The 22,052-nt window shown below is 71.2% G+C and carries 25 protein-coding genes; 19 read left to right on the top strand and 6 right to left on the bottom strand.

All coding sequences use genetic code 11. The features are described 5' to 3' along the window. Window positions 1-51 precede the first annotated feature (51 nt). Genes JJ691_RS00175 through JJ691_RS00180 form a run of 3 tightly spaced genes read left to right on the top strand, consistent with a single transcriptional unit; the run spans window position 52 to window position 2,672 of the window. Complete coding sequence (locus JJ691_RS00175; RefSeq protein WP_211766744.1) at window positions 52-2,121, top strand: NACHT domain-containing protein; 2,070 nt, start codon at window positions 52-54, stop codon at window positions 2,119-2,121. Between the two features lie 57 nt (window positions 2,122-2,178). Continuing rightward, window positions 2,179-2,313, top strand: coding sequence for a hypothetical protein (locus tag JJ691_RS52860; protein WP_256449349.1), 135 nt, complete (start codon window positions 2,179-2,181; stop codon window positions 2,311-2,313). Between the two features lie 11 nt (window positions 2,314-2,324). Continuing rightward, on the top strand, window positions 2,325-2,672 hold the full coding sequence (locus tag JJ691_RS00180; RefSeq protein ID WP_211766745.1) for a hypothetical protein: 348 nt from the start codon (window positions 2,325-2,327) through the stop codon (window positions 2,670-2,672). Here the strand turns inward: JJ691_RS00180 and JJ691_RS00185 are convergent. Further along, the gene (locus tag JJ691_RS00185) at window positions 2,669-3,820 is read right to left on the bottom strand and encodes an alpha/beta hydrolase (protein ID WP_249227596.1); all 1,152 of its coding nucleotides are present in this window, start codon (window positions 3,818-3,820) and stop codon (window positions 2,669-2,671) included. The genes JJ691_RS00180 and JJ691_RS00185 overlap by 4 nt on opposite strands. On the opposite strand from JJ691_RS00185, the gene JJ691_RS00190 reads away from it, so the two are divergent. The 4 genes from JJ691_RS00190 (at window position 3,776) to JJ691_RS00205 (ending at window position 6,041) form a co-directional block, all read left to right on the top strand. Further along, window positions 3,776-4,402: a maleylpyruvate isomerase N-terminal domain-containing protein gene (locus tag JJ691_RS00190; RefSeq protein ID WP_249227597.1), complete on the top strand. Its 627-nt coding sequence runs from the start codon at window positions 3,776-3,778 to the stop codon at window positions 4,400-4,402. The genes JJ691_RS00185 and JJ691_RS00190 overlap by 45 nt on opposite strands. A 75-nt stretch (window positions 4,403-4,477) precedes the next feature. Beyond that, entirely contained in the window at window positions 4,478-4,918 is a 441-nt protein-coding gene (locus JJ691_RS00195; protein ID WP_211766747.1) for a MarR family winged helix-turn-helix transcriptional regulator, read from the top strand. Window positions 4,919-4,938: 20 nt separating this feature from the next. Beyond that, the gene (locus JJ691_RS00200; protein WP_211766748.1) at window positions 4,939-5,487 is read left to right on the top strand and encodes an isochorismatase family cysteine hydrolase; all 549 of its coding nucleotides are present in this window, start codon (window positions 4,939-4,941) and stop codon (window positions 5,485-5,487) included. Continuing rightward, entirely contained in the window at window positions 5,484-6,041 is a 558-nt protein-coding gene (locus JJ691_RS00205) for a YbhB/YbcL family Raf kinase inhibitor-like protein (protein WP_211766749.1), read from the top strand. Before JJ691_RS00200 ends, JJ691_RS00205 begins: the two co-directional genes overlap by 4 nt. Before the next feature lies 1 nt (window position 6,042). On the opposite strand, the gene JJ691_RS00210 is transcribed toward JJ691_RS00205, so the two are convergent. The 4 genes from JJ691_RS00210 to JJ691_RS00225 all read right to left on the bottom strand — a co-directional run bounded on the left by JJ691_RS00210 (window position 6,043) and on the right by JJ691_RS00225 (window position 12,210). After that, the gene (locus JJ691_RS00210) at window positions 6,043-7,197 is read right to left on the bottom strand and encodes a DUF4268 domain-containing protein (protein ID WP_211766750.1); all 1,155 of its coding nucleotides are present in this window, start codon (window positions 7,195-7,197) and stop codon (window positions 6,043-6,045) included. 278 nt (window positions 7,198-7,475) lie between these two features. Continuing rightward, the gene (locus JJ691_RS00215; RefSeq protein WP_211766751.1) at window positions 7,476-8,186 is read right to left on the bottom strand and encodes a class I SAM-dependent methyltransferase; all 711 of its coding nucleotides are present in this window, start codon (window positions 8,184-8,186) and stop codon (window positions 7,476-7,478) included. Window positions 8,187-8,229: 43 nt separating this feature from the next. Next, complete coding sequence (locus tag JJ691_RS00220) at window positions 8,230-10,932, bottom strand: AfsR/SARP family transcriptional regulator (RefSeq protein ID WP_211766752.1); 2,703 nt, start codon at window positions 10,930-10,932, stop codon at window positions 8,230-8,232. Window positions 10,933-11,064: 132 nt separating this feature from the next. Then, window positions 11,065-12,210, bottom strand: coding sequence for an epoxide hydrolase family protein (locus tag JJ691_RS00225; protein WP_211766753.1), 1,146 nt, complete (start codon window positions 12,208-12,210; stop codon window positions 11,065-11,067). Window positions 12,211-12,268: 58 nt separating this feature from the next. On the opposite strand from JJ691_RS00225, the gene JJ691_RS00230 reads away from it, so the two are divergent. The 10 genes from JJ691_RS00230 (at window position 12,269) to JJ691_RS00275 (ending at window position 20,592) form a co-directional block, all read left to right on the top strand. Beyond that, window positions 12,269-13,417 carry a DUF1015 family protein gene (locus tag JJ691_RS00230; RefSeq protein ID WP_211766754.1) on the top strand — a complete coding sequence of 383 codons (1,149 nt, stop codon included), beginning with the start codon at window positions 12,269-12,271 and terminating at the stop codon, window positions 13,415-13,417. Between the two features lie 25 nt (window positions 13,418-13,442). After that, a complete protein-coding gene (gene aroH / locus JJ691_RS00235) occupies window positions 13,443-13,805 on the top strand; it encodes a chorismate mutase (RefSeq protein ID WP_211766755.1) in 363 nt (120 codons plus the stop codon). Window positions 13,806-13,877: 72 nt separating this feature from the next. After that, on the top strand, window positions 13,878-14,609 hold the full coding sequence (gene cmk / locus JJ691_RS00240; protein WP_211766756.1) for a (d)CMP kinase: 732 nt from the start codon (window positions 13,878-13,880) through the stop codon (window positions 14,607-14,609). Further along, a complete protein-coding gene (locus JJ691_RS00245) occupies window positions 14,599-15,276 on the top strand; it encodes a lysophospholipid acyltransferase family protein (RefSeq protein ID WP_211766757.1) in 678 nt (225 codons plus the stop codon). Before cmk ends, JJ691_RS00245 begins: the two co-directional genes overlap by 11 nt. Then, window positions 15,273-16,688 carry a ribosome biogenesis GTPase Der gene (der, locus tag JJ691_RS00250; protein ID WP_211766758.1) on the top strand — a complete coding sequence of 472 codons (1,416 nt, stop codon included), beginning with the start codon at window positions 15,273-15,275 and terminating at the stop codon, window positions 16,686-16,688. The genes JJ691_RS00245 and der overlap by 4 nt, the downstream gene beginning before the upstream one ends. A 3-nt stretch (window positions 16,689-16,691) precedes the next feature. After that, the gene (locus JJ691_RS00255; protein WP_211766759.1) at window positions 16,692-17,297 is read left to right on the top strand and encodes a response regulator transcription factor; all 606 of its coding nucleotides are present in this window, start codon (window positions 16,692-16,694) and stop codon (window positions 17,295-17,297) included. A gap of 15 nt (window positions 17,298-17,312) precedes the next feature. Then, window positions 17,313-17,915: a TetR/AcrR family transcriptional regulator gene (locus JJ691_RS00260; RefSeq protein WP_249227598.1), complete on the top strand. Its 603-nt coding sequence runs from the start codon at window positions 17,313-17,315 to the stop codon at window positions 17,913-17,915. 146 nt (window positions 17,916-18,061) lie between these two features. Continuing rightward, window positions 18,062-19,249, top strand: a complete 1,188-nt coding sequence (locus JJ691_RS00265) for a cytochrome P450 (RefSeq protein ID WP_211771201.1) — start codon at window positions 18,062-18,064, stop codon at window positions 19,247-19,249. Between the two features lie 12 nt (window positions 19,250-19,261). Continuing rightward, the gene (locus JJ691_RS00270; RefSeq protein WP_211766760.1) at window positions 19,262-19,459 is read left to right on the top strand and encodes a ferredoxin; all 198 of its coding nucleotides are present in this window, start codon (window positions 19,262-19,264) and stop codon (window positions 19,457-19,459) included. Next, complete coding sequence (locus JJ691_RS00275) at window positions 19,456-20,592, top strand: NAD(P)/FAD-dependent oxidoreductase (protein ID WP_249227599.1); 1,137 nt, start codon at window positions 19,456-19,458, stop codon at window positions 20,590-20,592. The genes JJ691_RS00270 and JJ691_RS00275 overlap by 4 nt, the downstream gene beginning before the upstream one ends. Window positions 20,593-20,697: 105 nt before the next feature. Here JJ691_RS00275 and JJ691_RS00280 read toward each other — a convergent pair whose 3' ends face one another. Then, a complete protein-coding gene (locus JJ691_RS00280) occupies window positions 20,698-21,081 on the bottom strand; it encodes a VOC family protein (protein WP_211766762.1) in 384 nt (127 codons plus the stop codon). Window positions 21,082-21,148: 67 nt separating this feature from the next. On the opposite strand from JJ691_RS00280, the gene JJ691_RS00285 reads away from it, so the two are divergent. Together JJ691_RS00285 and JJ691_RS00290 are read left to right on the top strand one after the other, a co-directional pair. Further along, window positions 21,149-21,472: an ArsR/SmtB family transcription factor gene (locus JJ691_RS00285; RefSeq protein ID WP_211771202.1), complete on the top strand. Its 324-nt coding sequence runs from the start codon at window positions 21,149-21,151 to the stop codon at window positions 21,470-21,472. Further along, window positions 21,454-22,044, top strand: coding sequence for a cobalt transporter (locus JJ691_RS00290; protein ID WP_211766763.1), 591 nt, complete (start codon window positions 21,454-21,456; stop codon window positions 22,042-22,044). The genes JJ691_RS00285 and JJ691_RS00290 overlap by 19 nt, the downstream gene beginning before the upstream one ends. Window positions 22,045-22,052 lie beyond the last annotated feature (8 nt).

Below are 22,052 nucleotides of genomic sequence, written 5' to 3' on the forward strand. Positions count from 1 at the left end.
GAGGTCCGCAACGAGAGCGGCGCCGTGTCTGGCGCGGCCGTACAGGCGGGGATGATCCGCGAGTTACACGTCCACGCCGATGGCCGGGCTGTCGCCCCCGATCCGCTGACCCTGGCGGCCCAGCGACTGGCCACGTCGGTGGGCCGCCAGTGGACCGAAGAGGCCGGGTTCCGCTCCCTGCTGCGCCCGAATCCGTTGCGGCTGCAGTGGTCGACCACTGATCGCCCGGTGGTGCTCGGTGGGCTCTCCGAGCAGCCGGTGCGGCAGCACGGTGACCGACATGAGCTGGTCGAGATGTTCCGGGCGCTGCCGCACCGGCGGCTGGTGATCCTCGGCGCCCCGGGCGCTGGCAAGACGGTGCTGGCCCTGTTGCTTGTCCTGGCCCTGCTCGACGATCTGGCGGACAACGATCCGGTGCCGGTGTTGATGACCGCCTCCTCGTGGAATCCGCAGGAGGAGCACCTGCACACCTGGCTGGTCCGCCGACTGGTCGAGGAGTACCCGGGATTGGCCGACGAACGCACCTACGGACCGAACGCGGCGATCCGGCTGGTGACCGAAGGCCGGATCATCCCGATCATCGACGGCCTGGATGAGACCCCGGAAGGAGCGCACGCCGCGGCGCTCGATGCCCTCGATCGCGGCTCGGCCGGCAACCATCCGCTGGTGGTGACCTGCCGCACCATGGAGTACGCGGCCGCCGTGGAAGCTGGTGGCACTGTGCTGAGCCGGGCCGCGGTGGTGGAGATCGCACCTGTCGATCCGGTCGATGTCACCGGCTTCCTTGGCTCGGCTGGCCCGTCCGCGCATCGTCGCTGGCAGCCCGTGCTGGACCGGCTGCGCACCCGGCCCGACGCGCCGTTGGCCCGCGCCCTGACCAGTCCACTGATGGTCGCGCTGGCCCGCACGGTGTACACCGATCCCCAGCATGACCCGGCTGAACTGTTGGACCCGGCTCGGTTCGCCGAACAGACGGCCATCGAAGGGCATCTGCTTGATTCGTTCGTGTCGGCCGCCTACCACCAGCAGCCCGAGGTGCCAGGTCGCACCTGGTCGTCGCGGCGCAGCCGGTATCCGGCCGATCAGGCGCAAGAGTGGCTGCGGTTCCTGGCCGAGCACCTCGACCGACTCCATACTCGGGACCTGGCCTGGTGGGAGGTGGTACACGCGGTGTCGTCGCGCACCCGGGGACTCCTCGCCGCCCTCACCTCAAGCCTGCTCGCCGCGGTCACAGGATTTCTTGCCGACGGACCGGCCAACGGCGTCTTCGATGTGCTCGGCTACATCTTGTGGTTCGGCTTAGCCCCGTTCGTGGTGTTCCTCCGCGGGTATGTGCCCCGGCCGCTGCACATCGAGCTGACTTTTCACGCGACGGCGGGACGGGTCCTGCGTCGATTCGCGGTGGGCTTCGCGATTGGGTTCACGCTCGGCATCGCATACGGGCTGGACTATCCGCTGGCCCTGATTGCCGGGCTGGCTCCCGGGTTCGCTCTGGCGTCCTACACCTGGTGGAGTATTCCGACCGACGTGACCCAGGTGTCCAGCCCGGCCACGGTGCTGCGCCGCGAACGGCTGGCCACGGCCGCTTTCGGGTCCATTCTGGGGGCAGCCTTCGGTGTCGTCGTCGGGCTGGTATACGGATTCGCGGCGAATCTCACGCTGAGTACCGGGCAGGCCGCGCTGGCCGGCGTCGCCGCCGCGGCGGCCATGGGCGTGTGGGGCTACGTGCAGTATGGCCGGGCCGCCGGCCTGCTGTACGGCCTGACTGGCGGCTTGGTGGCCGGGCTCACCGCCGCGTCCGCCTATGCCGGGCCGATCAAGAACCCCGCGCTGCTCGGGCTGGTGTATGGCCTGGTGTTCGCGCTGACCATTGGCTACGGCGGCGTGCTGTCCAGGGCCTGGGGTGTTTTTCTGCTGCACCGGACCTGGCTGGCGCTGTGCGGTCGGCTGCCCTGGCGGCTGATGGCCTTCCTGGACGACGCGCACCGCCGCGGGATCTTGCGTCAGGCCGGTGGCGTCTACCAGTTCCGGCACGCGCTGTTGCAAGATCACCTTGCCCGGCCCCGCGATGAGGGACGGCAGGATCATTCATCAGGCATCCCACAACAACGGGGTCACTAGGGTCCGCACTCCGGACTTGTCGGGTGCGGCTGACAAGGCGACTGGAACCAGACCGCCATGTACGCCGCCGCCCTCGTCGGCCTGGGTCTCGGCGCCCACGCCACCGACAGCGGCCTGTATCTGCTCGCCGCCGTCATCTCGATCACCAGCGCCGGCCTGCTGACCGCCGCGCTGCTGCGCCGGGAGTCCTGAATACTGGGCATATGCCGCTTCGCTGGTTCTTGATTCTGCTGCCCGTGGTGATCGTCGCTCTGGTCGGCGGCTACCTCTGGATCCAGTACGGCGGCACGGTCGTGACTGAAGGCCGGGCCAAGGTTCGAGTGACCCGAGTGGGCGCCGGCGAGCCTGACCTGTTGGCGGATTACGTCAGCGGTGATCTGACGGTGCCACGGAAGCTGCCCTTGAGTGGGCTGCGCATCGACCGTGATCAGGCGCCAGCCGGCGTGGCCGAGGGTGACCTCCTGGATTGTGCCTATCTTCAGCGGATGGCGCCGATCGTGAACCGGCTACGCGAGCCCTCCGTCAGCGACTGTCACCGAGTGACCGGCTAGAACCACGAACCGAGAGTGTGGTCCCAGGCCCAGCCGACGCCTCTGGCCACGGTCTTGCCCGTCTCGACGACGCTGCCGGCCGTGTCGACAACGACGTCAGCGGCGGTCTCGGCCACGTCCACGGCCGCGGTTCCCAAGGTGCCGGCGGCGTGTTCTGCGGCGTCGCCCCAATGTCCCTGCGAGATGTCGCTGACCGTCTGCTGGCCACCGTGGTAGATGTCGGTGGCGGTCCGGGCGCCGTCCTTGACGAGGGTGCCGGCCGTGTTGCCGATGACCGGGATGCTGGAGGCGGCTTCCGGTGGCAGCGGGTTGTCCTGCCAGTGCTGCTCGGAGACCTGGCCGTAGCGGCCGGTGGCGATGTCGCCGAGGTTGCGCAGCGATTCCGAGCCGGGCTCGTAGTACTCGGAGTGCGCGTTGCCGGTCCAGGAGTTGTCGACCGCGCCGAACTGTCGTGCGCCGAACGAGCTGTCATACGGTCCGCGGGATGAGCCGTCCTCAGTGAACCAACTCCCTTGGGTGGCTTGCACCACGGGATCGTGCCGGGTCGCGCCCGCCCACACGTGCCCATCGCCGGCCGAGAGCTGGTCGGCGTTGGAGGCTCCGACACCGGGGGAACCGACGAACACGATGTCGTCGGCGGCCAGACCGTGCATGCCGGCCTTGCCAACCACGGTGCTGCCGTAGCTGTGGCCGATCACGGTCAAATGTTGGTGGTTGCCGGCCTGCTCGGCGGCGGCCCGGTAGCCGTCGACGTCGGCGACGAGCCGAGGCGCGCCGTCGTCGGCGTCCTTCGCGCTGACGACCTGGCTGCCCAACAAGGAATCGGGTGCGTCGTAGCCCAGCCACTGGATCACCGCGTTGCCGCTGCCGCCGGAATCCATTTGGCCTTTGAGGTTGGCCGCACGGTCGAGGTCGAAACCGTCATCACCGAGAGTCGCGGTCGTGCCTGGAACGCAGACGGCGACGTTCTTGGCGGTGTCGGGGTTGCCGAAGGCAACCGCCATCGTGCCCTGTTTCTGTCCAGGTCCGTCGGGGTCCCAGGACAGCACGTAGACACCGTCGCCCTTGTTCTTGCCGTCGGCGTCGCCGAGCCGACCGCGCCGGTGCCGTCCTGTCCGGGATGGACCTTCGCTCAGCTGGTCCTGCACGTCGGCCGCTTTCTCCAGTCCACGACCGCATATCTGACCAGTGGCAGCACCGTGCCGCTGCCGCCGCTCGCGCCGCCCGCAGAGGTCGAACCGTTGACGTACCTCGACGAGCAGTTGGCCGTGGCCGCGGAGATCCTGCCGACCGTGCCGCGTAACCGTCCCGTGTGGACGTTCTCGCCGGCCGCGCCGGATCTCGCCTGGGTCTGGTTGCGCCGCATCGCCCATGAGCTGACGCTGCGTCGGTGGGACGCTCAGACCGCGCTGGTGGCCTTGGTGCCGACTGATCGTGACCAGGCCGTCGACGGGGTGGATGAGGTGCTCGGCACGATTCTGGCGGCCCGCACCACTGGTGACGTGCCATCCAGGGCTCGTGGCACGGCTCTGGTCAGTTGCGGCGACGGCCCGGAGACGTGGCTGGTCCGCTTCACTCCCGGCGAGGTGCCGGCGGTGAGCCGGGAAGCCGCCGCGGCGGACGCTCGGCTCACGGCGTCCGCCTCCTCGCTGTTCTATCAGCTCTGGGGTCGTCTTGAGCTCGCCGGCGAGGGAGACCCCGCCGTGCTCGGCGCGCTACGGGCCGGCTGACCAAGCGTTGTCCTGGACCGAGTGCTGCCGCGCCCGAAAAATAGTCAGGCGAAACTGATAAGGTAGCCTTAGTGTATGGGTGAGGAGCTGGACGTCGGGGGAGTGGCGGCGGCGTTGCTGGCGGGGGTCAGCGTGTTGGTGCGGCGGGTGCGCCAAGTGCCTGTCGGGGGTGGGCTGACGATGCCGGAGCGGACGGCGTTGTCGTGCCTGGAACGGACGGGGCCTACGACGTCGGCGGCGTTGGCGCGGGAGGTGCAGGTCACGGCGCAGGCGATGGGGGAGACGCTGGGTGCGCTGGGGAGCCGGGGCCTGATCGAGCGGCGGCGGGATCCGGAGGACCGGAGGCGTGCGGTGCTGACGGTGACCGAGGCCGGGGTGCAGGCCCTGAAGGACAGGCGGAACGCGCGGGCGGAGCTGATCGCGAAGGCGTTGGCGAGTGGGGCGTTCACGCCGGGGGAGTTGGAGCAGCTCACGGCGGCGGCGCCGCTGTTGGAGCGGCTGGCCCAGAGCATCTGAGACGTACGGAGAAGCGAACAATGGCACTGACAACGATCGATCCCGGGGCGGCGCTCGTGGTGATCGACCTGCAGAAGGGCATCGTGTCCGCCCACCCGGACGCGGCAGTCGTCGAGCGGGCGGCGCAGCTGGCGAAGGAGTTCCGTCGGTACGGGCTGCCGGTGGTCCTGGTGAACGTCACCGGGCGCGCGCCGGGACGCACGGAGGCCAGGTGGGGCGGCGGCGGGGCGTTCCCGGCCGGCTGGGCGGACCTGGTCGACGAGCTTGATGTGCAGCCGACGGATAACCTGATCACCAAGCGGCGGCGAAGTGCCTTCCACGACACGGGACTCGACACCCTCCTGCGGGACCTGAACGTCACGCAGGTCGTGCTCGCCGGTATCTCGACGAGCTCAGGCGTTGAGTCGACGGCACGCTCGGCCTCCGACCACGGCTACCACGTGGTGGTGGCCACCGACGCCGTGAGTGATCCCGACATCGACTCCCACCGCCACAGCATCGAGCGTGTGTTCCCCAAGATCGGGGAAACGGCCACCACGAACGAGATCATCGAGAAGGCGGCCCGGTGACCCTGCTCGGCCGACTCCTGATCAACCGCCGGGCCGATGAGGCCCACGCGGCCTGGAACCGGCCCAACCTCAACGGTTCCGAGTCGCTGACCGTCACCAGCCGGCAGTTCGACGACGGCGGATCCATGCCGCTGGTGTGCTGCATGAAAACCGTTGGCGGCGAGGACAAATCCCCGCACCTGGCCTGGACCCCACCGCCCGCCGGCACCGCGGAGCTGCTGCTGGTCATGGAGGACCTGGACGTCCCCACGCCCAAGCCGGTCGTGCACTGCGCGGCCCTGCTCGACCCGGCGGTCGGCCAGCTGGAACCTGGTGCCCTGAACGGGAAACACCCCGGATCCGGGGTGCGGCTGCTGAGGTCCGGCATCGGCCGCGGCTACCACGGTCCCGGGCCGATCAAGGGCCACGGGCCGCACCGCTACACCTTTCAGCTGTTCGCCCTCGGAAACCCCGTGGGCGGCAACGCCGAACGGGAACGACCCCGCGCCCTCCTGTCCGCCGTCACCGCTCCCGTCCTCGGCCGCGGCCGGCTGACCGGCGTCTACGAACGCTGATCTAGGCGGTCACCTTGGGCACGCCGTCGACGGCGTCGACGGCGGCGCGCAGGCGGAGCTGGGTGTCCTCCATCCACCGCAGCAGGTCGGGCCAGCGGTCCTGGTCGGTGACGGTGGGGCCGATCAGCCGGGTCTCGATGCGGCAGGCCTTCCGTCCGGGCAGCTCGTCGAAGATGAGGTCGTCGCCGAAGCGCTCGATGATGTCGGCGCTGCGGACGGCGAGCACTTCCCAGCGGGCCAGGTTGGTGGCCGCGTCGGGATGGTTGAAGTAGAGCTCGGACCGGCAGCCGAACTGGGTGAAGGAGACCACCCATGACGTGCCGGTGACGCCGCCCGGCAGGTCCCACCAGTGCTGTGGCGGCGGGGCGGAGTTGCTCCAGCCGTGGCGCTGGACGAAGGGCTGGAACCTGGTCCAGAACTGGCGGTAGAGCTCGGTCTTCGGCTCCGGGTGCCGCTCGACGGGGACCGGAGCCGAGACGGCGGCCGCCGGGGGCGGCCCGAGGACGTGCCGGATCGCGGTGGCGATGTCGTGGATGCTCTCGATGGCCTCGGACGCGGCCTGGGCGGTGATCACCTGTTTCGCGCGGACCTGGCTCGGATCGCTGTCGGCCTCGTGGGCGATCCGGTTGCGTCGGCCGACGATGTCCTTGAGCAGGGCCTGCACGTCCTCGTGCTTGGTCGGCCGGCCGGTTTCCTCGCTCATCCGCTTGGCCACCGCCGGCCACAGCGGGACGTCACTGACATACCGCAGCGCGTCCTTGATCTTTTCGGGCGCTTGGAACGATAGATAGCCGAACTGGGCACGTAAGTGGTCGGTGAACGCCTCGCGCAGCGGCTTCTCGTGGTGGTGCACGGCCTCGAACAGCTCCATCGGGATCTCGAGCGTCCGAAACCGGCGTGGCCGCGGCAGGTCGACGTTCAGCGCGAAGGCGAGCGCCCGGTCGTAGACCTCGCGGTGCACCCAGTGGTCCAGCGCCGACACCGCCTGCACCCAGGCCGCCCGGTACAGCTCGGCCACGTCGAAGACGCCCACCTTGAGGCTTTCCAGGAACTGACCACCGGTCACCAGGTCCCGGGCGTACTCCAGGTTGCTCTGTAGCTCGGAGAACGCCTCTGTCGACTCGGCCTCGTCGCCGGCCGAAGCTCGATCCGCCACCGGTGCAGTATGCCGCCGCCGGCCGAAAACCCCTAGGCCTCTTGGGGTTGTGTTGTGCGAGGATCGGGACTCTCGGGGAGGGGTGGACATGGAACTGGGCGACGAGATCTTCGCGCCGGTGCGCGCTGCCGGCCGGACCGGCGAATGGCCGAACCTGGAAATCCGGTGGCGCAAGGGTTCCGGCGGGCCGCTGGCCCGACGGCGAGCCGTGCCGGCCCACGATTCCTGGCTCGCGCTGCGCCACTGGACGCCACGTCGCCGTGACCTGGCCCGACTGCCTAGGCAGACTTGCTGGCCAGGAACACGTATTCGCGGCCGGGGCGGTCGGGGGCGTCGCGGAGGTCGGTGACGGTGAAGCCGTGGGCCCGCAGGTCGGCCTCCACCTCGGGGCGGTCGCGGAAGCGGAGGGTCGAGGTGGAGGTGAGCCGCTCGCCGTCGGGGAAGATCCAGGTCCAGCGGAAGGTGACCAGGGGCTCGCAGACGTCGAGCAGGTCGACCCAGGTCTGCACGCCGTCGACGACGGTGAGCGTCTGCTCGCGGTTCCAGCCCAGCCAGGCCTTTCGGGCCGGGATGCGGGTCTCGAACATCAGCACGCCGCCGGGGCGAAGGGCGACGGAGGCGCCGGCGAGGGTGGCGGACCAGTCGGCGGGATCGACGATGGCCTGCGCGACATTGCCCGTCATGACGGCGAGATCGGCCCCGAGCGCGGGCAGATCCGTTGCGGTGCCGTGGATCCAGCGCACCCGGGAGGCGCCGGGCTTGGCCCGGGCGACGTCGAGGGAGGCCAGCGCCGGATCGACGCCGGTGACGGCGATGCCCCGATCGGCCAGCAGCAGGGCCAACACCCCGGTGCCGCAGCCGATGTCGATCACCTGACGGGCCGACAGCTCGGCGGCGACCGCGAGGTAGGGATCAAGATCGGACCGGTCGCCCTCGTGCGCGTCGTAGCACGCGGCCAAGCGGGGATGGGTGAATCCTTCGTCTGCCACGCCACCCGACTGTAGATCAGGAGGCCGTGAACGCCGAGGGGATTTAGCGGCGCTGGGAGGGAACCAGGAGGTTGGCCAGTTCCTGGCGGACGGCGTCGGCCTCGGCATCGCGCGACTGGCGGTCGTAGACGGCGATGGCCTGCTGGAAGGCGTCGCGGGCGGCGTCGAGCTGCCCGAGGGCGAGCTGGGCCCGGCCGAGGTCGGCGAGGGTGGCGCCGATGACGGTGTTGTTGCCGCTCTGCCGGTAGAGGTCGAGGGCCCGCTGGTGATGGCCGACCGCGGTGGCATGGTCGCCGGTCATGGCGGCGATCACGCCGAGCACGTCGGTGGCGTCGGCCTCGTTCTCGATGTCCTTGTGCTGCCGGAAAATCGCCAGCGCCTCCGCGCAGCGGGTGCGGGCCCAGTCGTGGCGGCCGAGGCGGGCGGCGAAGGTGGCGACCAGGTTCAGGGCCTCGCCGACCCAGATCGGCTCGCCGGTGCGGCGGGCGGCGTCGAGAGCGGCCAGTTGGTGGTCGAGCGCGGGCTGCCATTCGTGGAGTCGCTTGTACACCAAGGCGATGGCCTGCTCGGTGCGGCAGAGGTTGACGGGATCCCGGTCCGGGTCGATGAGCCCGAGCGCGTTCTGGAGGTGGTCCAGCGACTCGGGGAAGCGCTGCACACGAGAATAGGCACGCCCGGCCATGCGGTGGATGATGGCGGCGGTCTCACTGTCCACATGGGACAATGTCAGCAGCGAGGCCTCCCAGAAGGCGAGGTTGTCCAGGTGCAGGCCGCGTCGGTAGCAGTAGACGACCGTGACCCAGGCCAGCTGCCACACCTCGGTGTGCCAACGGAGTTCGACGGCGAGCCGCTGAACCGCGAGCAGGCAGGCGCGTTCGCTGTCGAACCATCCCATGCCGTCGGCGGGCTCGTCGGGCTGGCAGTCGGGCGGCAGCGGCACGTACTCGACGGCCTGGGAGAAGACGTCGAGCGCGCGGTCGGCGGCCGCCCCGGAGTGGATGTAGAACGCGACGAGCCGGCGCAGGGCGGGTTCCCGGGCGTCCACAACCCGCGACACGGCGAACAGGCGGACCAGGTCGTGCATCCGCCACCGGCCGGGAACATCCTGCTGCAGCAGGGAAAGCCGCTCCAGCCCGCGGAGCACCGGCGCGATCCGGGCCGGCGGCAGGCCGGTGATGGCGGCGGCCGCCCCGAGGCTGATGTCCGGCCCGGGGGAGAGTCCGAGCAGGGCGAAAACCCGGGCCTGCTCGGCCGGAAGAGCCCGGTGTGAACAGGAAAGCACGGCGGAGACGCCGGCGCCGGGATCGTCCTCGTCGAGCACACCGAGCCGGGTGGTGGCGTCACGGAGTTCGGCGGCCAGGGCGGCCAGCGGAAAGCCGGGTCGGGTCTGGGCCCGGCCGGCGACCAGGCTCAGGGCCAACGGAAAACCGGCGCAGCAGGCCAACAACTCGCTGACGGCCTCGGGTTCGGCGGCCACCAGCGCGGCGCCGATCCGGTCGCCGAGCAGCCCGACCGACAGCGGACGGGCGCCGTGATTGGACACCAGCCCGGCCAGCCGGTCCCGGCTGGTCACGATCACCGCGCACGTCGGGCTGCCCGGCAGCAGCGGCCCGACCTGCGCGGAGTCGGCGGCGTTGTCCAGCACCACCAGCATCCGGCGGTCGGCCAGCAGGCTCCGGTACAGCGCGGCCTGTCCGTCCAGATCGGTCGGCACGTCCCCGCCGGCGACCCCGAGCGCCTCCAGAAACGCCCGCAGGGCAACGGAAGGTGGCACGGGATCGGCGGTGGCGTCGAAGCCGCGCAGGTTGACGTGCAGCTGACCGTCGGGGAATTCGTCGAGGTGCCGGTGGGCCCACCGCAGCGCCAGGGCGGTCTTGCCGATGCCGCCGTTGCCCCAGACCGTGGCCACCGGCACCGTGTCGCCGACCGCCAAGGCCTGTGACAACGCCTCCAGTTCGGCGGTCCGCCCGGCGAACCAGGCGGGCGGGGCCGGCAGCTGCCGCGGCACGACCACGGGCCGCCGGGTGGTCAGCGCCGGGTCGGCGGTGAGTATCCGCTGGTGCAGTTCCCGCAGCTCAGGGCCGGGATCGGCGCCGAGGTCGGCGGCCAGTCGCCGCCGCACGTCCTCGTACCGGGTCAGCGCCTCGGCCTGCCGCCCGGTCCGGTACAGGGCCAACATCAGCTGTCCGGCGGCTCGTTCGTCGAGCGGGTGCTCGCCGGCCCGGGCCAGCAGTTCCGGCACGAGCGCGGCGTGCTGGCCCAGCCGTAGCCGCAGGTCGGTGTGGTCCAGCTCGACGGCCAGCCGTTCCCGGCCCAGCCGCGCCCGCTCCTGCCCGGCCCAGACGGACTCCAACCCGGCCAGCGCCTCGCCCCGCCACAGCCCCAGCGCCTGCTCGTACAGCGCCGGGTCCTCGGCGTCCCGGGCCCGGCCGACCAGGTCACGGAACTCGTGCACGTCGATGGTCAGCGGATCCTCGACGAGGAGCGAGTAGCCGCCGGACCGCCGCACGATAGTCACGCCCTCGACCCGCCGCAGCCGGGTCAGGTAGCTGTGCAGGGTGCCGGTGGCCCGCTGGGGCGCGTCGTCGCCCCACACCCGGTCGACCAGCTGGCCGGTCGGCACGACCGCGTTGGCGTCGACCAGCAGGGCGGCCAGCACGCAGCGCTGCCGGGCGTGGCCGATGTCCGCCGACTGCCCGTCGACGTGCGCCTCGACCCCGCCCAACAGCGCGAACCGTACTGTCACGCACCGTGCATAACGCCTCTGGCCTGCGGATTCAAGCGGAACGCAATTTTTCGCACACCCTGGTCAGGCAGACTGGCGGCCGGACGCGTCGCCGGTCCTGACATGGAGGGGTGGCCAGGAACGGCGGCGCGTTCAGCCACGCAGCGGCCGGAAGAACTCCCGGACGTCGGCGACCAGAGCCTGCGGCTGCTCCATCGCGGCGAAGTGCCCGCCCCGCTCGAACTCGGTGAACCGCCGCAGGTTGTAGGCCCGGGCCACCCACTCGCGCGGCGGCCGGGACAGCTCCTTGGGGAACGCCGCGAAACCGGTCGGGGCCTCGATGAAGCCAGGGGTGAGCATCGGGGTGCGCTGGTCACGCCAGGCCTCGTAGTAGAGCCGGGTCGAGGTGGCGATCGAGTTGGTCAGCCAGTAGATGCTGATGTTGGTCAGCAGGTCGTCCTTGCTGAACACCGATTCGACGTCGCCGTCGCAGTCGCTCCAGGTGCGGAACTTCTCCACGATCCAGGCGGCCAGCCCGGCCGGCGAATCGGACAGGCCCGCGCCGAGCGTGCCCGGCTTGGTGGCCTGGATCTGGCTGTAGGCGGCCTCCTGCTCGCGCCACTTGGCCCCGTTGGCCTGGAAGTCCTGCTCGGCTTCGGTGAGCGGCTCGGAGTGCTCGCCGACGACCGGCCGCGCGCCCATCATGTTGAGGTGGATGCCGGCCAGCGAGTCGGCGTGGTCCCGGCCGAGGCAGGTGGTGACGATGCTGCCCCAGTCCCCGCCCTGCGCGGCGTAGCGGGAGTAGCCGAGCACGTCGGTCATCAGCTCGTGGAAGCGGTCGGCGATCTCGGCCGGGCTGACGCCGGGCGTGCCGGGGTGCGGGGAGAAGCCGTAGCCGGGCAGGCTGGGCGCGACCACGGTGAACGCGTCGGCCGGGTCGCCGCCGTGGGCCGCCGGGTCGGTCAGCGGTCCGATGATCTTGCTGACCTCCCAGAACGAGCCGGGCCAGCCGTGGGTGAACAGCAGCGGCAGCGGATTCGGGCCTTTGCCCTCGACGTGCACGAAGTGCAGATCCGAGTCCCGCACGGTCGCGGTGAACTGGGGCATCTCGTTCAGCTTGGCCTCGGCCGCCGGCCAGTCGAACTTGGTCCGCCAGTACTCCAGCAGTTCGGCCAGGTAGGCCGTGGGCGTGCCGTGCGTCCAGTCGTCGGACAGCGCGGGGGCGAACCTGGTGCGGGCCAGCCGGTCGCGCAGGTCGTCCAGATCACGGGCAGGGACCTCAATGCGGAACGGCTTCACGCCGACGCCTCCAGCGGACTAGTGGTTTGCAACACGGGCACGGTTCATCATGGTGGTCATGAACCGCTGGGTGCGTCCAGTGAAAACCGGTTGGGTGGTGCGGGACTTCGTGCCGGGCCCGGACGTCGACGAGTTCGCCGAGCCCGAACAGGTCACGGCCGCGCTGCGGGCCGAGGGCGCCTCGACGGGCACCCTGCTGGCCGTGCAGCACCCGCATCGCACGCCCGAGGCGCTGTCCGGCGGGCTGGGGCTCGCCGACGCGCTGCCGATCGCCCGTTCGGCGCTGGATCGCTTGCGGGCCATTCACTATCGCCAGGTGCACGACGTGGTCGCGCCGTATCAGGTGGACGGCCCGGACGGCTGCGCGCACGGCGTGCTGTGCATGGTCGACCCGGCCGAGGTGGGGCGGGTCACGCACACCGAGGAGGTGTTCCCGGACGTTGTCGCGGAACGCTCGGCGGTGCTGTCCGGGCTGGCCTGCGCGACCAGCGCGGCCATGCTGGTGCCGGTGTCCGACGGCGCGGTGCTGACCTCGCTGCTCGGCGACATCTGCGCCGAACTGGCCGAACCGGCGGTGTCCGATGTGGACTCGGGCGGGCGTCGGCACCGGATGTGGCTGCTGGGCAAGGGTTCCCGGCAGACGGAGCTGCTGGAGTTGCTCCAGGAGCAGTCGTTGCTGGTCGCCGACGGCAACCACCGGGTGGCGGCGGCCGCGTCGACCGGCTCGCTGCTGGCGCTGATCACCGCCGGTCCGGGGCTGGAGATCGGCTCGATCCACCGGGTCCTGACCGGCACCGGCCTGGACGTCGACACGTTGCAGCGGCGGTGGCAGGAGATCGGGCTGGTGGTCACGCGCGGCGTCGACCCGGCGCCGCCGCGGTTCCCGGGCGTGGTGGTGGTGCTGGCCGGCGGCGAGGCGCTGCGGGTCGCGCTGCCGGACATCGGGGCGGAAAAGCCGCAGATCGATCACGGCGTGGTGGAGCAGGTCCTGGTCAGGGAGGCGCTGGGCATCGATCCCGATGGTCCCTCGCTTCGCACGCTCCCGGCCGGACGACCGGTGCCGCCGGGCCTGGACGCCCTGATCCAGCTGGCCCCGGTGCCGTTCGAGGACGTGCTGGCGGTGCACGCCGAAGGCCGTCGGATGCCCAGGAAGGCAACGTACTTCACGCCGAAGCCGCGCAGCGGGCTGTTGCTCGCGGCGCTGTGACGGAGGTTTCGGCTAGGGTCGGGGCATGGCAGTCCGGGCGGTGCGGGGCGCGACGCAGATCGACGCCGACGAGCGGGAGCAGTTGCTGGAGGCGACCGCCGAGCTGGTCGACGCAGTGCTCGCGCGCAACGGGCTGGTGCCCGACGACCTGATCAGTGTGGTGCTCACGGCGACGCCGGACATCAAGTGCGAGTTCCCCGCGTACGCGGCGCGCATGGCCGGGCTGGCCGACGTGCCGCTGCTGTCGGCGACCGAGATCGACGTGGCCGGCGCCATGCCCCGGGTGATCCGCCTGCTCGCCCACGTGGAGACCGACCTCACACGCGCCGAGATCAAGCACGCCTATCTCCGCGGCGCCGCCGCCCTGCGTACTGACCTTCCGCATTGACCTGATTCGTTCTCGACCACGAGCACCAGGCAGAATGGTGCTGGACGGTCGGCGACTTCAGGAGGCGTTACGGTGGAACGCGGCGAGCTGCGTGGTGTGGTGGCCCTCGACGGGCCCTCCGGCACCGGCAAGTCCACCGTCGCCCGACGGCTCGCGACCCAGCTAGGCGCACGCTACCTGGACACGGGCGCGATGTACCGGGCGGCCACGGTCGCGGTGCTGCGGGCGGGCGTGGACCCGGCCGACGCCGACCGCGTCCGCGACACGGTCGCCGCGGCCGAGATCACGGTGACCACGGACCCGCAGGCGCAGGCCACGGTCCTGGACGGCGACGACGTCAGCGCCGAGATCCGCGGCCAGGAGGTCACCACGGCGGTGTCCCCGGTGTCGGCGGTCTCCGAGGTCCGGTCCCAGCTGGTGACCCAGCAGCGGTCGATCATCGCGACGGCGCTGGCCGAGGTGGGCGGCATCGTGGTCGAGGGCCGCGACATCGGCACGGTGGTCGCGCCGGACGCCGGCCTCAAGGTGTACCTGACGGCCGACGCGCGGGCCCGCGCCGAGCGCCGGACCAAGCAGGACGCGGCCGCCGGCCGGCAGGCGACGGTGGACGCGACGCTGGCCGACGTGCGCCGCCGCGACACCTACGACTCGACGCGCAAGGCGTCGCCGGCCAAGGCCGCGGACGACGCCGTCGAGCTGGACACCACGCACCTCGACCTGCCGGGCGTGCTGGCCGAGCTGCTGTCCATGGTCGAGGACCGCGGGCTGCGAGCGGTCCCGACCGGGAGCTCGCGTGAACACTGACCTGCCGGAGGGCTCATGGCCCCGGCTGCACGAGTTCGCCCGTTGGCTGGGCACCTTCGTCTTCGTGCCGTTCTACCGCCTGCGGGTGCACGGCCGGGAGAACGTGCCGAGCACCGGCCCGGTGCTGATGATCGCCAACCACAGCACGATGGTCGACGGCCCGGTGCTGTTCGCGGTGTCGCCGCGGCGGCCGGTCTTCCTGATCAAGCGGGAGATGTTCAAGGGCCCGATGGGTTTCCTGCTGCCGAAGATCGGCCAGATCGCCATCACCCGCGGCGAGCCGGACCGGGCCCCGCTGATGACCGCGGTCCGCCTGCTCAAGGCCGGCGGCATGGTGGGCATCTTCCCCGAGGGCACCCGCGGCGCCGGTGACGTCGACGAGGCGCACAACGGCGCCGCCTGGCTGGCCCGCACCGCCGGCGCGGTGGTGTTGCCGGTGGCCTGCCGCGGCACGCTGCGCCCCGAGGGCGCCAAGAAGCGCCGCTTCCGGCCGCACGTCGACGTGCTGGTGGGCAAGCCGTTCGAACTTCCGGCCGACAAGGGCCGTGCCGCGCTGACCGCCGCCACCGAGCGGGTTCGGGTCGAGCTGGCCGACCTCGTGGCCGAACTGGATCGTCTGCGGGCAGGTCGCCCGCCGGCGAGCACAAGCAAGGAGCACGAGGCGTGAGTGAGTTGGACGGCACCTGGACCGACGAGGCCGAGTGGGCCGCTGTCGACGGGGGCGCGGAGCAGCGGGACGCGGACGCGGGGGCGGTGCCGCAGCCGGTGCTGGCCGTCGTCGGCCGGCCCAACGTGGGCAAGTCGACGCTGGTCAACCGCATTCTGGGCCGCCGGGAGGCGGTCGTGCAGGACACCCCGGGCGTGACCAGGGACCGGGTCGCCTACGACGCCCTGTGGAGCGGCCGGAAGTTCACCGTGGTCGACACCGGCGGCTGGGAGCCGGACGCGAGCGGCCTGCAGGCCTCGGTGGCCCAGCAGGCCGAGTTGGCCATGCAGACCGCCGACACGATCCTGGTCGTGGTGGACGCCTCGGTCGGCGCGACCGCCACCGACGAGGCCGTGGCCAAGGTGCTGCGCCGGTCCAAGCGGCCGGTGCTGCTGGTGGCCAACAAGGTCGACGACGACCGGCTGACCGCCGACGTGGCCTCGCTGTGGTCGCTGGGCCTCGGCCAGCCGCACCCGGTCAGCGGCCTGCACGGCCGCGGCTCCGGCGACCTGCTGGACGCGATCCTGGAGGCGTTGCCCGAGACGCCGCGTGACGACTACGTGGAGCGCATCGGCGGCCCGCGCCGGGTCGCCCTGGTGGGCAAGCCCAACGTGGGCAAGTCCAGCCTGCTCAACCGGTTGAGCGGCGAGCAGCGCGCGGTGGTCGACTCGGTCGCCGGCACCACCGTGGACCCGGTGGACTCGCTGGTCGAGCTGGACGACGAGGTCTGGCGCTTCGTGGACACCGCCGGCCTGCGCAAGCGGGTCAACTTCGCCAGCGGCACCGAGTACTACGCCTCGCTGCGCACCAAGGCCGCCATCGACGCGGCCGAGGTGGCGATCGTGCTGCTGGACGCCAGCGAGCCCATCGCCGAGCAGGACCTGCGGGTGCTGACCATGGTGGTGGAGGCCGGCAAGGCCCTGGTGCTGGCCATGAACAAGTGGGACCTGGTCGACGAGGACCGCCGCTACGAGCTGGAGAAGGAGCTGGAGCGGGGCCTGGTCCGGGTGCCGTGGGCGCAGCGGATCAACGTCTCGGCGGCGACCGGCCGCTCGGTGCGCAAGCTGGCCCCGGCCCTGCGCACGGCGCTGACCTCGTGGGACTCCCGGATCCCGACCGGCGTGCTGAACTCGTGGCTGTCCGACCTGATCGCCGCCACGCCGCCGCCGGTGCGCGGCGGCAAGCAGCCCAAGGTCCTGTTCGCCACCCAGGCCCAGACCCGGCCGCCGACGATCGTGCTGTTCACCACCGGCTTCCTGGAGGCCGGCTACCGCCGGTTCATCGAGCGCAAGCTGCGCGAGCAGTTCGGCTTCGTCGGCACGCCGATCCAGATCTCGGTGCGGGTGCGGGAGAAGAAGCCGCGCAAGGGGTAGCGCATGGCGGTGCGGGTGGTGCTCGCCGAGGCCGACGCCGCGCTGCGGGCCGGCCTGCGGCTGCTGCTGGAGGCCGGCGGCCGGGTCGAGGTCATCGACGACGTCGATCCCGGGCCGCGGCTGCCGGCGGTGGTGCGGATCCAGCGGCCGGACGTGGTGCTGGTCAGCGACGTGTCGGCGGTGCGCGGGCTGGCCGGCGGCCCGCCGGTCGCGGTGCTGGCGTCGTCCGCTGTGGACGATGACGTGCAGCGGGCGATCGATCTCGGCGCCGTCGGTTTTCTGCTGGCCGACGCGGAGCCCGAGAGCCTGGTCCGGGCGGTGCTGGACCTGGCCGCCGGCGGCGCGGTGTTCGATCCCCGGGTGGCCGCCGCTCTGCTGCCCCGGTTGCGCCGAACTACGTTGTCGGACAACGACCTGCTGCGCGGACTGTCCACACGGGAGCGTCAGGTGCTCGACCTGTTGGCCGACGGCCGTTCCAACGGGGCCATCGCCGAGGAGCTGGGGCTGACCGAGGCGACGGTGAAGAGCCACGTGTCCACCCTGCTGGGCAAGCTCGGGGTGCGGAACCGGGTGCAGGCGGCGCTGATCGTGCGGCAGATCCGGCCGTAGCGGTTACAGTGCCTCGTGGCCGACACGACGCAGCGGGTCCGCAACCCGTGGGGGCAGGGTGAGCGGCTGCGCCTGGAGATCCTGGAGGCGGCGGCCCGCCTGCTCTCGGAGCTGGGCGGCGAGCAGGGGCTGACGATCCGGGGCGTGGCGCGGGCCGCGGGCATCGCGCCGGCCAGCATCTACCAGCACTTCGCCGACAAGGCCGCCCTGGTCAAGGGCCTGCTCGACTACGACTACGAGATCCTGTCGGCGGCGATGGCCAAGGCCGACGCGGCGTGTCCGGAAGACGAGGTGCTGGACCGGGTCCGGGCGCAGGTGCGGGCCTACTGCCAGTTCGCGCTGGACAGCCCCGGCCACTACCGCCTGATGATCAACAACCGCCCGGTGGACGTGCCGCGCACCGGGCCGCTGGTCGACATCGTGCACCAGGTGGTCAAGGCGTTCGAGCGCTGCGAGCGGGCCGGCGTGCGGCTGCGGGTGCCGGCGCAGCGGGCGGCGATCGTGGTGTTCGTGGCCGCGCACGGCCGGGTCGCGCTCTGGCACGCCTCCGAGGACCCGGCCCAGGCCGAGGCGATCCTCGATTTCGTCGACGAGGTGGTCTGGCTCGTCACCGAGTGACCCCAGTCACTTGCGGCGGGTTACTAGTTGGATAGTACAACCAAGTAGCGCTATGCTGGCCAAGTCAGTGAACGATCGTTTGGTGACTGGGGGTCACAGTGACCGATTCTCTCTCTGGGACGGAAACCCTGCCGGTGACCGAGGCCATGCCGTCCTTCCCGATGGCCCGGGCGGACAAGTGCCCGTTCGACCCGCCGCCGCAGATGCGCGAGGTGGAGCGGATCAGTCGGGTGAAGATCTGGGACGGCAGCACGCCGTGGCTGATCACCGACTACGACGCGCAGCGCTCCGTGCTGTCCGACCAGCGCTTCAGCGCGGACACCCGCAAGCCCGGCTTCCCGGCCACCTCCGCGAGCCTGCTGGCCCGCCGCGAGCACAACCGGGCGTTCATCTCCATGGACGACCCGGAGCACGCCAAGCAGCGCAAGATGCTCACCAGCAACTTCATGATCAAGCGCGTGGAGGCGATGCGGCCGCGCGTCCAGGAGATCGTGGACGGCCTGATCGACGACATGCTGGCCGGTCCCAAGCCGGCCGACCTGGTGACCGCCTTCGCGCTGCCGGTGCCGTCGCTGGTGATCTGCGAGCTGCTCGGTGTGCCGTATGCCGACCACGACTTCTTCCAGGCGTGCAGCAAGAAGCTGATCGCCCGTGACACGCCGGTCGACGAGGCCGTCAAGGCCAGTGACGACCTGCGCGAGTACCTGCAGAACCTGGTGGCGACCAAGGAGAAGGCGCCCACCGACGACCTGCTCGGGCGGCTGGTCCGCGACCAGGTCCTGACCGGCGAGCTGACCCGTGTCGAGGCCGCCAACATGGGCGTGCTGATGCTGGTGGCCGGGCACGAGACCACCGCCAACATGATCGGGCTGGGCACGCTCGCGCTGCTGGAGAACCCCGAGCAGCTGGCCGAGCTGCGGGAGACCGAGGACCCGAAGCTGGTCGCCAACGCGGTCGAGGAGCTGTTGCGGTACCTGAACATCGTGCACTCCGGCCGCCGCCGCGTGGCCACCGAGGACGTCGAGGTCGGTGGGCAGCTGATCCGCGCCGGCGAGGGCGTGATCCTGGCCAACGACGCCGGCAACCGCGACGAGGCCCAGTTCCCGGACCCGGACCGGCTGGACATCCACCGCCAGGCGCGGCACCACGTGGCCTTCGGCTTCGGTGTGCACCAGTGCCTCGGGCAGCCGCTGGCCCGCATGGAGCTCCAGGTCGTCTACAACACGCTGTACCGCCGCATCCCGACGCTGAAGCTGGCCGTCCCGTTTGAGGACATCCGGTTCAAGCACGACATGCTGGTGTACGGCGTCCACTCGCTTCCCGTTACCTGGTAAGGACTTTTCGTCATGAAGGTTGTCGTCGATCAGGACAAGTGCGTCGGCGCCGGGCAGTGCGTGCTGCTGGTCCCGGACGTGTTCGACCAGCGGGACGAGGACGGCATCGTGGTGCTGCTCAACGAGTTCCCGCCGGCCGAGCTGCACGAGGACGTGCGGCAGGCGGCCCGGGTGTGCCCGGCGCTGGCCATCGAGCTGGACGAGTCGTGATCGCTGTTGTCGGGGCGTCGGCCGCGGGGCTCACCGCGGCGCAGACGCTCCGGCGCGAGGGCTACGAGGGCCCGCTGACGGTGATCGGCGACGAGGACCTGATGCCGTACGACCGGCCGCCCCTGTCCAAGCAGATCCTGTCCGGGGACTGGGAACCGTCGAAGATCTCCCTGCCGTGCACTGTGGACGGTGTGGAGTGGCGGCTGGGTGTGCGGGCGGTCGGGCTGGACGTGACCGGACGTCGGCTGGCACTGTCCACAGGGGACGATCTGGCCTACGACAAGCTGGTCGTCGCCACCGGGGTCACGCCGCGGCGGCTGCCGTTCGGGCAGGAGCTGGCCGGCGTGCACACGCTGCGGACCCTGCCGGACACGGTGGCGTTCAAGGAGGAACTGGCCTCGGCGCGATCGGTGGTGATCGTCGGGGCCGGCTTCATGGGCTCCGAGGTGGCCGCCGTGGCGTCGGGCATGGGCGTGGACGTCACCGTGGTGGATCCCTTGCCCGCGCCCATGATCCGCCAGTTCGGGCCGTGGCTCGGGGACCTGGTCGCCAAGCTGCACGCCGATCACGGGGTGCGGATGCGGCTGGGCGTCGGTGTCACCGGTCTTCGCGGCGAGGGTCGGGTCGACGGCGTGGAGTTGGCCGACGGCACCGTGCTGCCGGCCGACGTCGTGCTGGTGGCCATCGGTTCCGTGCCCAACACCTCGTGGCTGGCCGGCAGCGGCCTGTCACTCACCGACGGCGTCGACTGCGACTCGCTGTGCCGGGCCGCCCCCAACGTCGTCGCCGCCGGTGACGTCGCGTCGTGGACGCATCCCGTGCACGGCCGGCGGATCCGGGTCGAGCATCGGATGAACGCCACCGAGCAGGGCATGGCCGCCGCGCGCACCCTGCTCGGCAAGGGCGAGCCGTACGCGCCGATCCCGTACTTCTGGACCGACCAGTACGACGTGAAGATCCAGGCCTACGGCACCTTTCCCGAAGGCGCGGTGCCTTCCGTCGCCGCCGGCGAGGTCGGCGCCGGCCGCTTCGCCGCCGTGTACGTGGAGGACGGCCGGGTCACCGGGGTCGTCGGCTGGAACCTCCCGCGCGACACCCGCCAGCTCCGCGCCCGCATCGGCGAGCCGGCCTAGGTTCGACGGATCCCGGCCTTCTCGGGGGAGGGCCGGGGCACGCCCCTTGAAGCTTGGAAGGGGGCATTCCTGGCGTTCGACGCCAGGAATGCCCCCTTCATGGCGTCAGGCGCCGCTGCCGTAGTCGCGGGTGATGACCTCCAGGTTGTGGTCGTCCGGGTCCGGGAAGTAGAAGCCCCGGCCGCCGTCGTTGGTGTTGATCTCGTTGGCCCGCTGACGGTGCGGATCGGCCCAGTAGGGCAGGCCGGCGGCGCGGACCCGGTCGAAGATCGGCTGGAACTGGTCGTCGGCGACCTTGAACGCGTAGTGCAGCTGGGCGATGTCGCCGTCGGCGTGCATGAAGTCGAGGCTGATGCCGTTGTCCAGCTGGACCACCTGGAACGGCCCGAACGTGACCGGCGCGGCCACGCCGAGAACCTCGGCCAGGAACGTCGCCGACTTGTGCGGGTCGGAGGCGGGGACGATGGTGTGGTTCAGTTCGATAGCCATGTCACCCACCGTAGAACCTCCATCACGCTGGAGGTCTAGTCCCGGGTGTTAGCATCGCCATGTGACGATGACATCGGCACGTGTGGATCTGATGCCGGCGGCCGCCCTGTTCCGCTCCCTCGGCGACCCCGCGCGGCTGGCCATCCTGCGACGCCTGGCCCTCGGCCCGGCCCGGGTGACCGACCTGGTCGCGGCCCTCGGCCTGGCCCAGTCGACGGTGTCCAAGCACCTCGCCTGCCTGCGCGGTTGCCAGCTCGTGGACTCGGAGGCGGTCGGCCGGGCCTCGGTGTTCCGCCTGACCCAGCCCTCGCTGATCCAGCTGCTGGCCACGGCGGAGTCGGTGCTGGCGAACACCGGAAGCGCGGTGGCCCTGTGCCCGACCTGCGACTGAAGCTCGCCGCCCGAGTCCGCCTGCTCTCCTGGATCTCCCTGGCCTACATGGCCGTCGAGGGCGGCGTCGCGCTGTGGGCCGGCACGGCGGCCGACTCCGTGGCCCTGCTGGGATTCGGGCTGGACTCGGTGATCGAGGGCCTGGCCAGCGTGATCGTCATCTGGCGGTTCACCGGCGCCCGGACGTTCTCCGAGGCGGCCGAACAGCGGGCCCGCAAGGCGGTGGCGGTGACGTTTTTCCTGCTCGCGCCGTACATCGTGGTGGAAGTGGCGCTGGGCGGGCGGCCGGAGCCGTCGTGGGTGGGCATCGGACTGGCGGTGGCCAGCCTGATCGTGATGCCGGTGCTGGGAGTGGCCAAGAAGCGGCTGGGCGCGAAGCTGGAATCGGGGGCGACCAGCGGGGAGGGAAGCCAGAACCTGCTGTGCGCCTACCTCGCCGGGGCGGTCCTGCTCGGCCTGCTGGGCAACGCCCTGTTCGGCCTGTGGTGGCTGGACCCGGCGGTGGCGCTGCTGGTCGCCGGCCTGGCGGTGCGCGAGGGCATCGAGAATTGGCGTGGCGACGACTGCTGCTGATCGCCCAG

The sequence above is a fragment of the Kutzneria sp. CA-103260 genome (assembly GCF_018263855.1).
In the GTDB taxonomy this organism is placed as follows: Bacteria; Actinomycetota; Actinomycetes; order Mycobacteriales; family Pseudonocardiaceae; genus Kutzneria.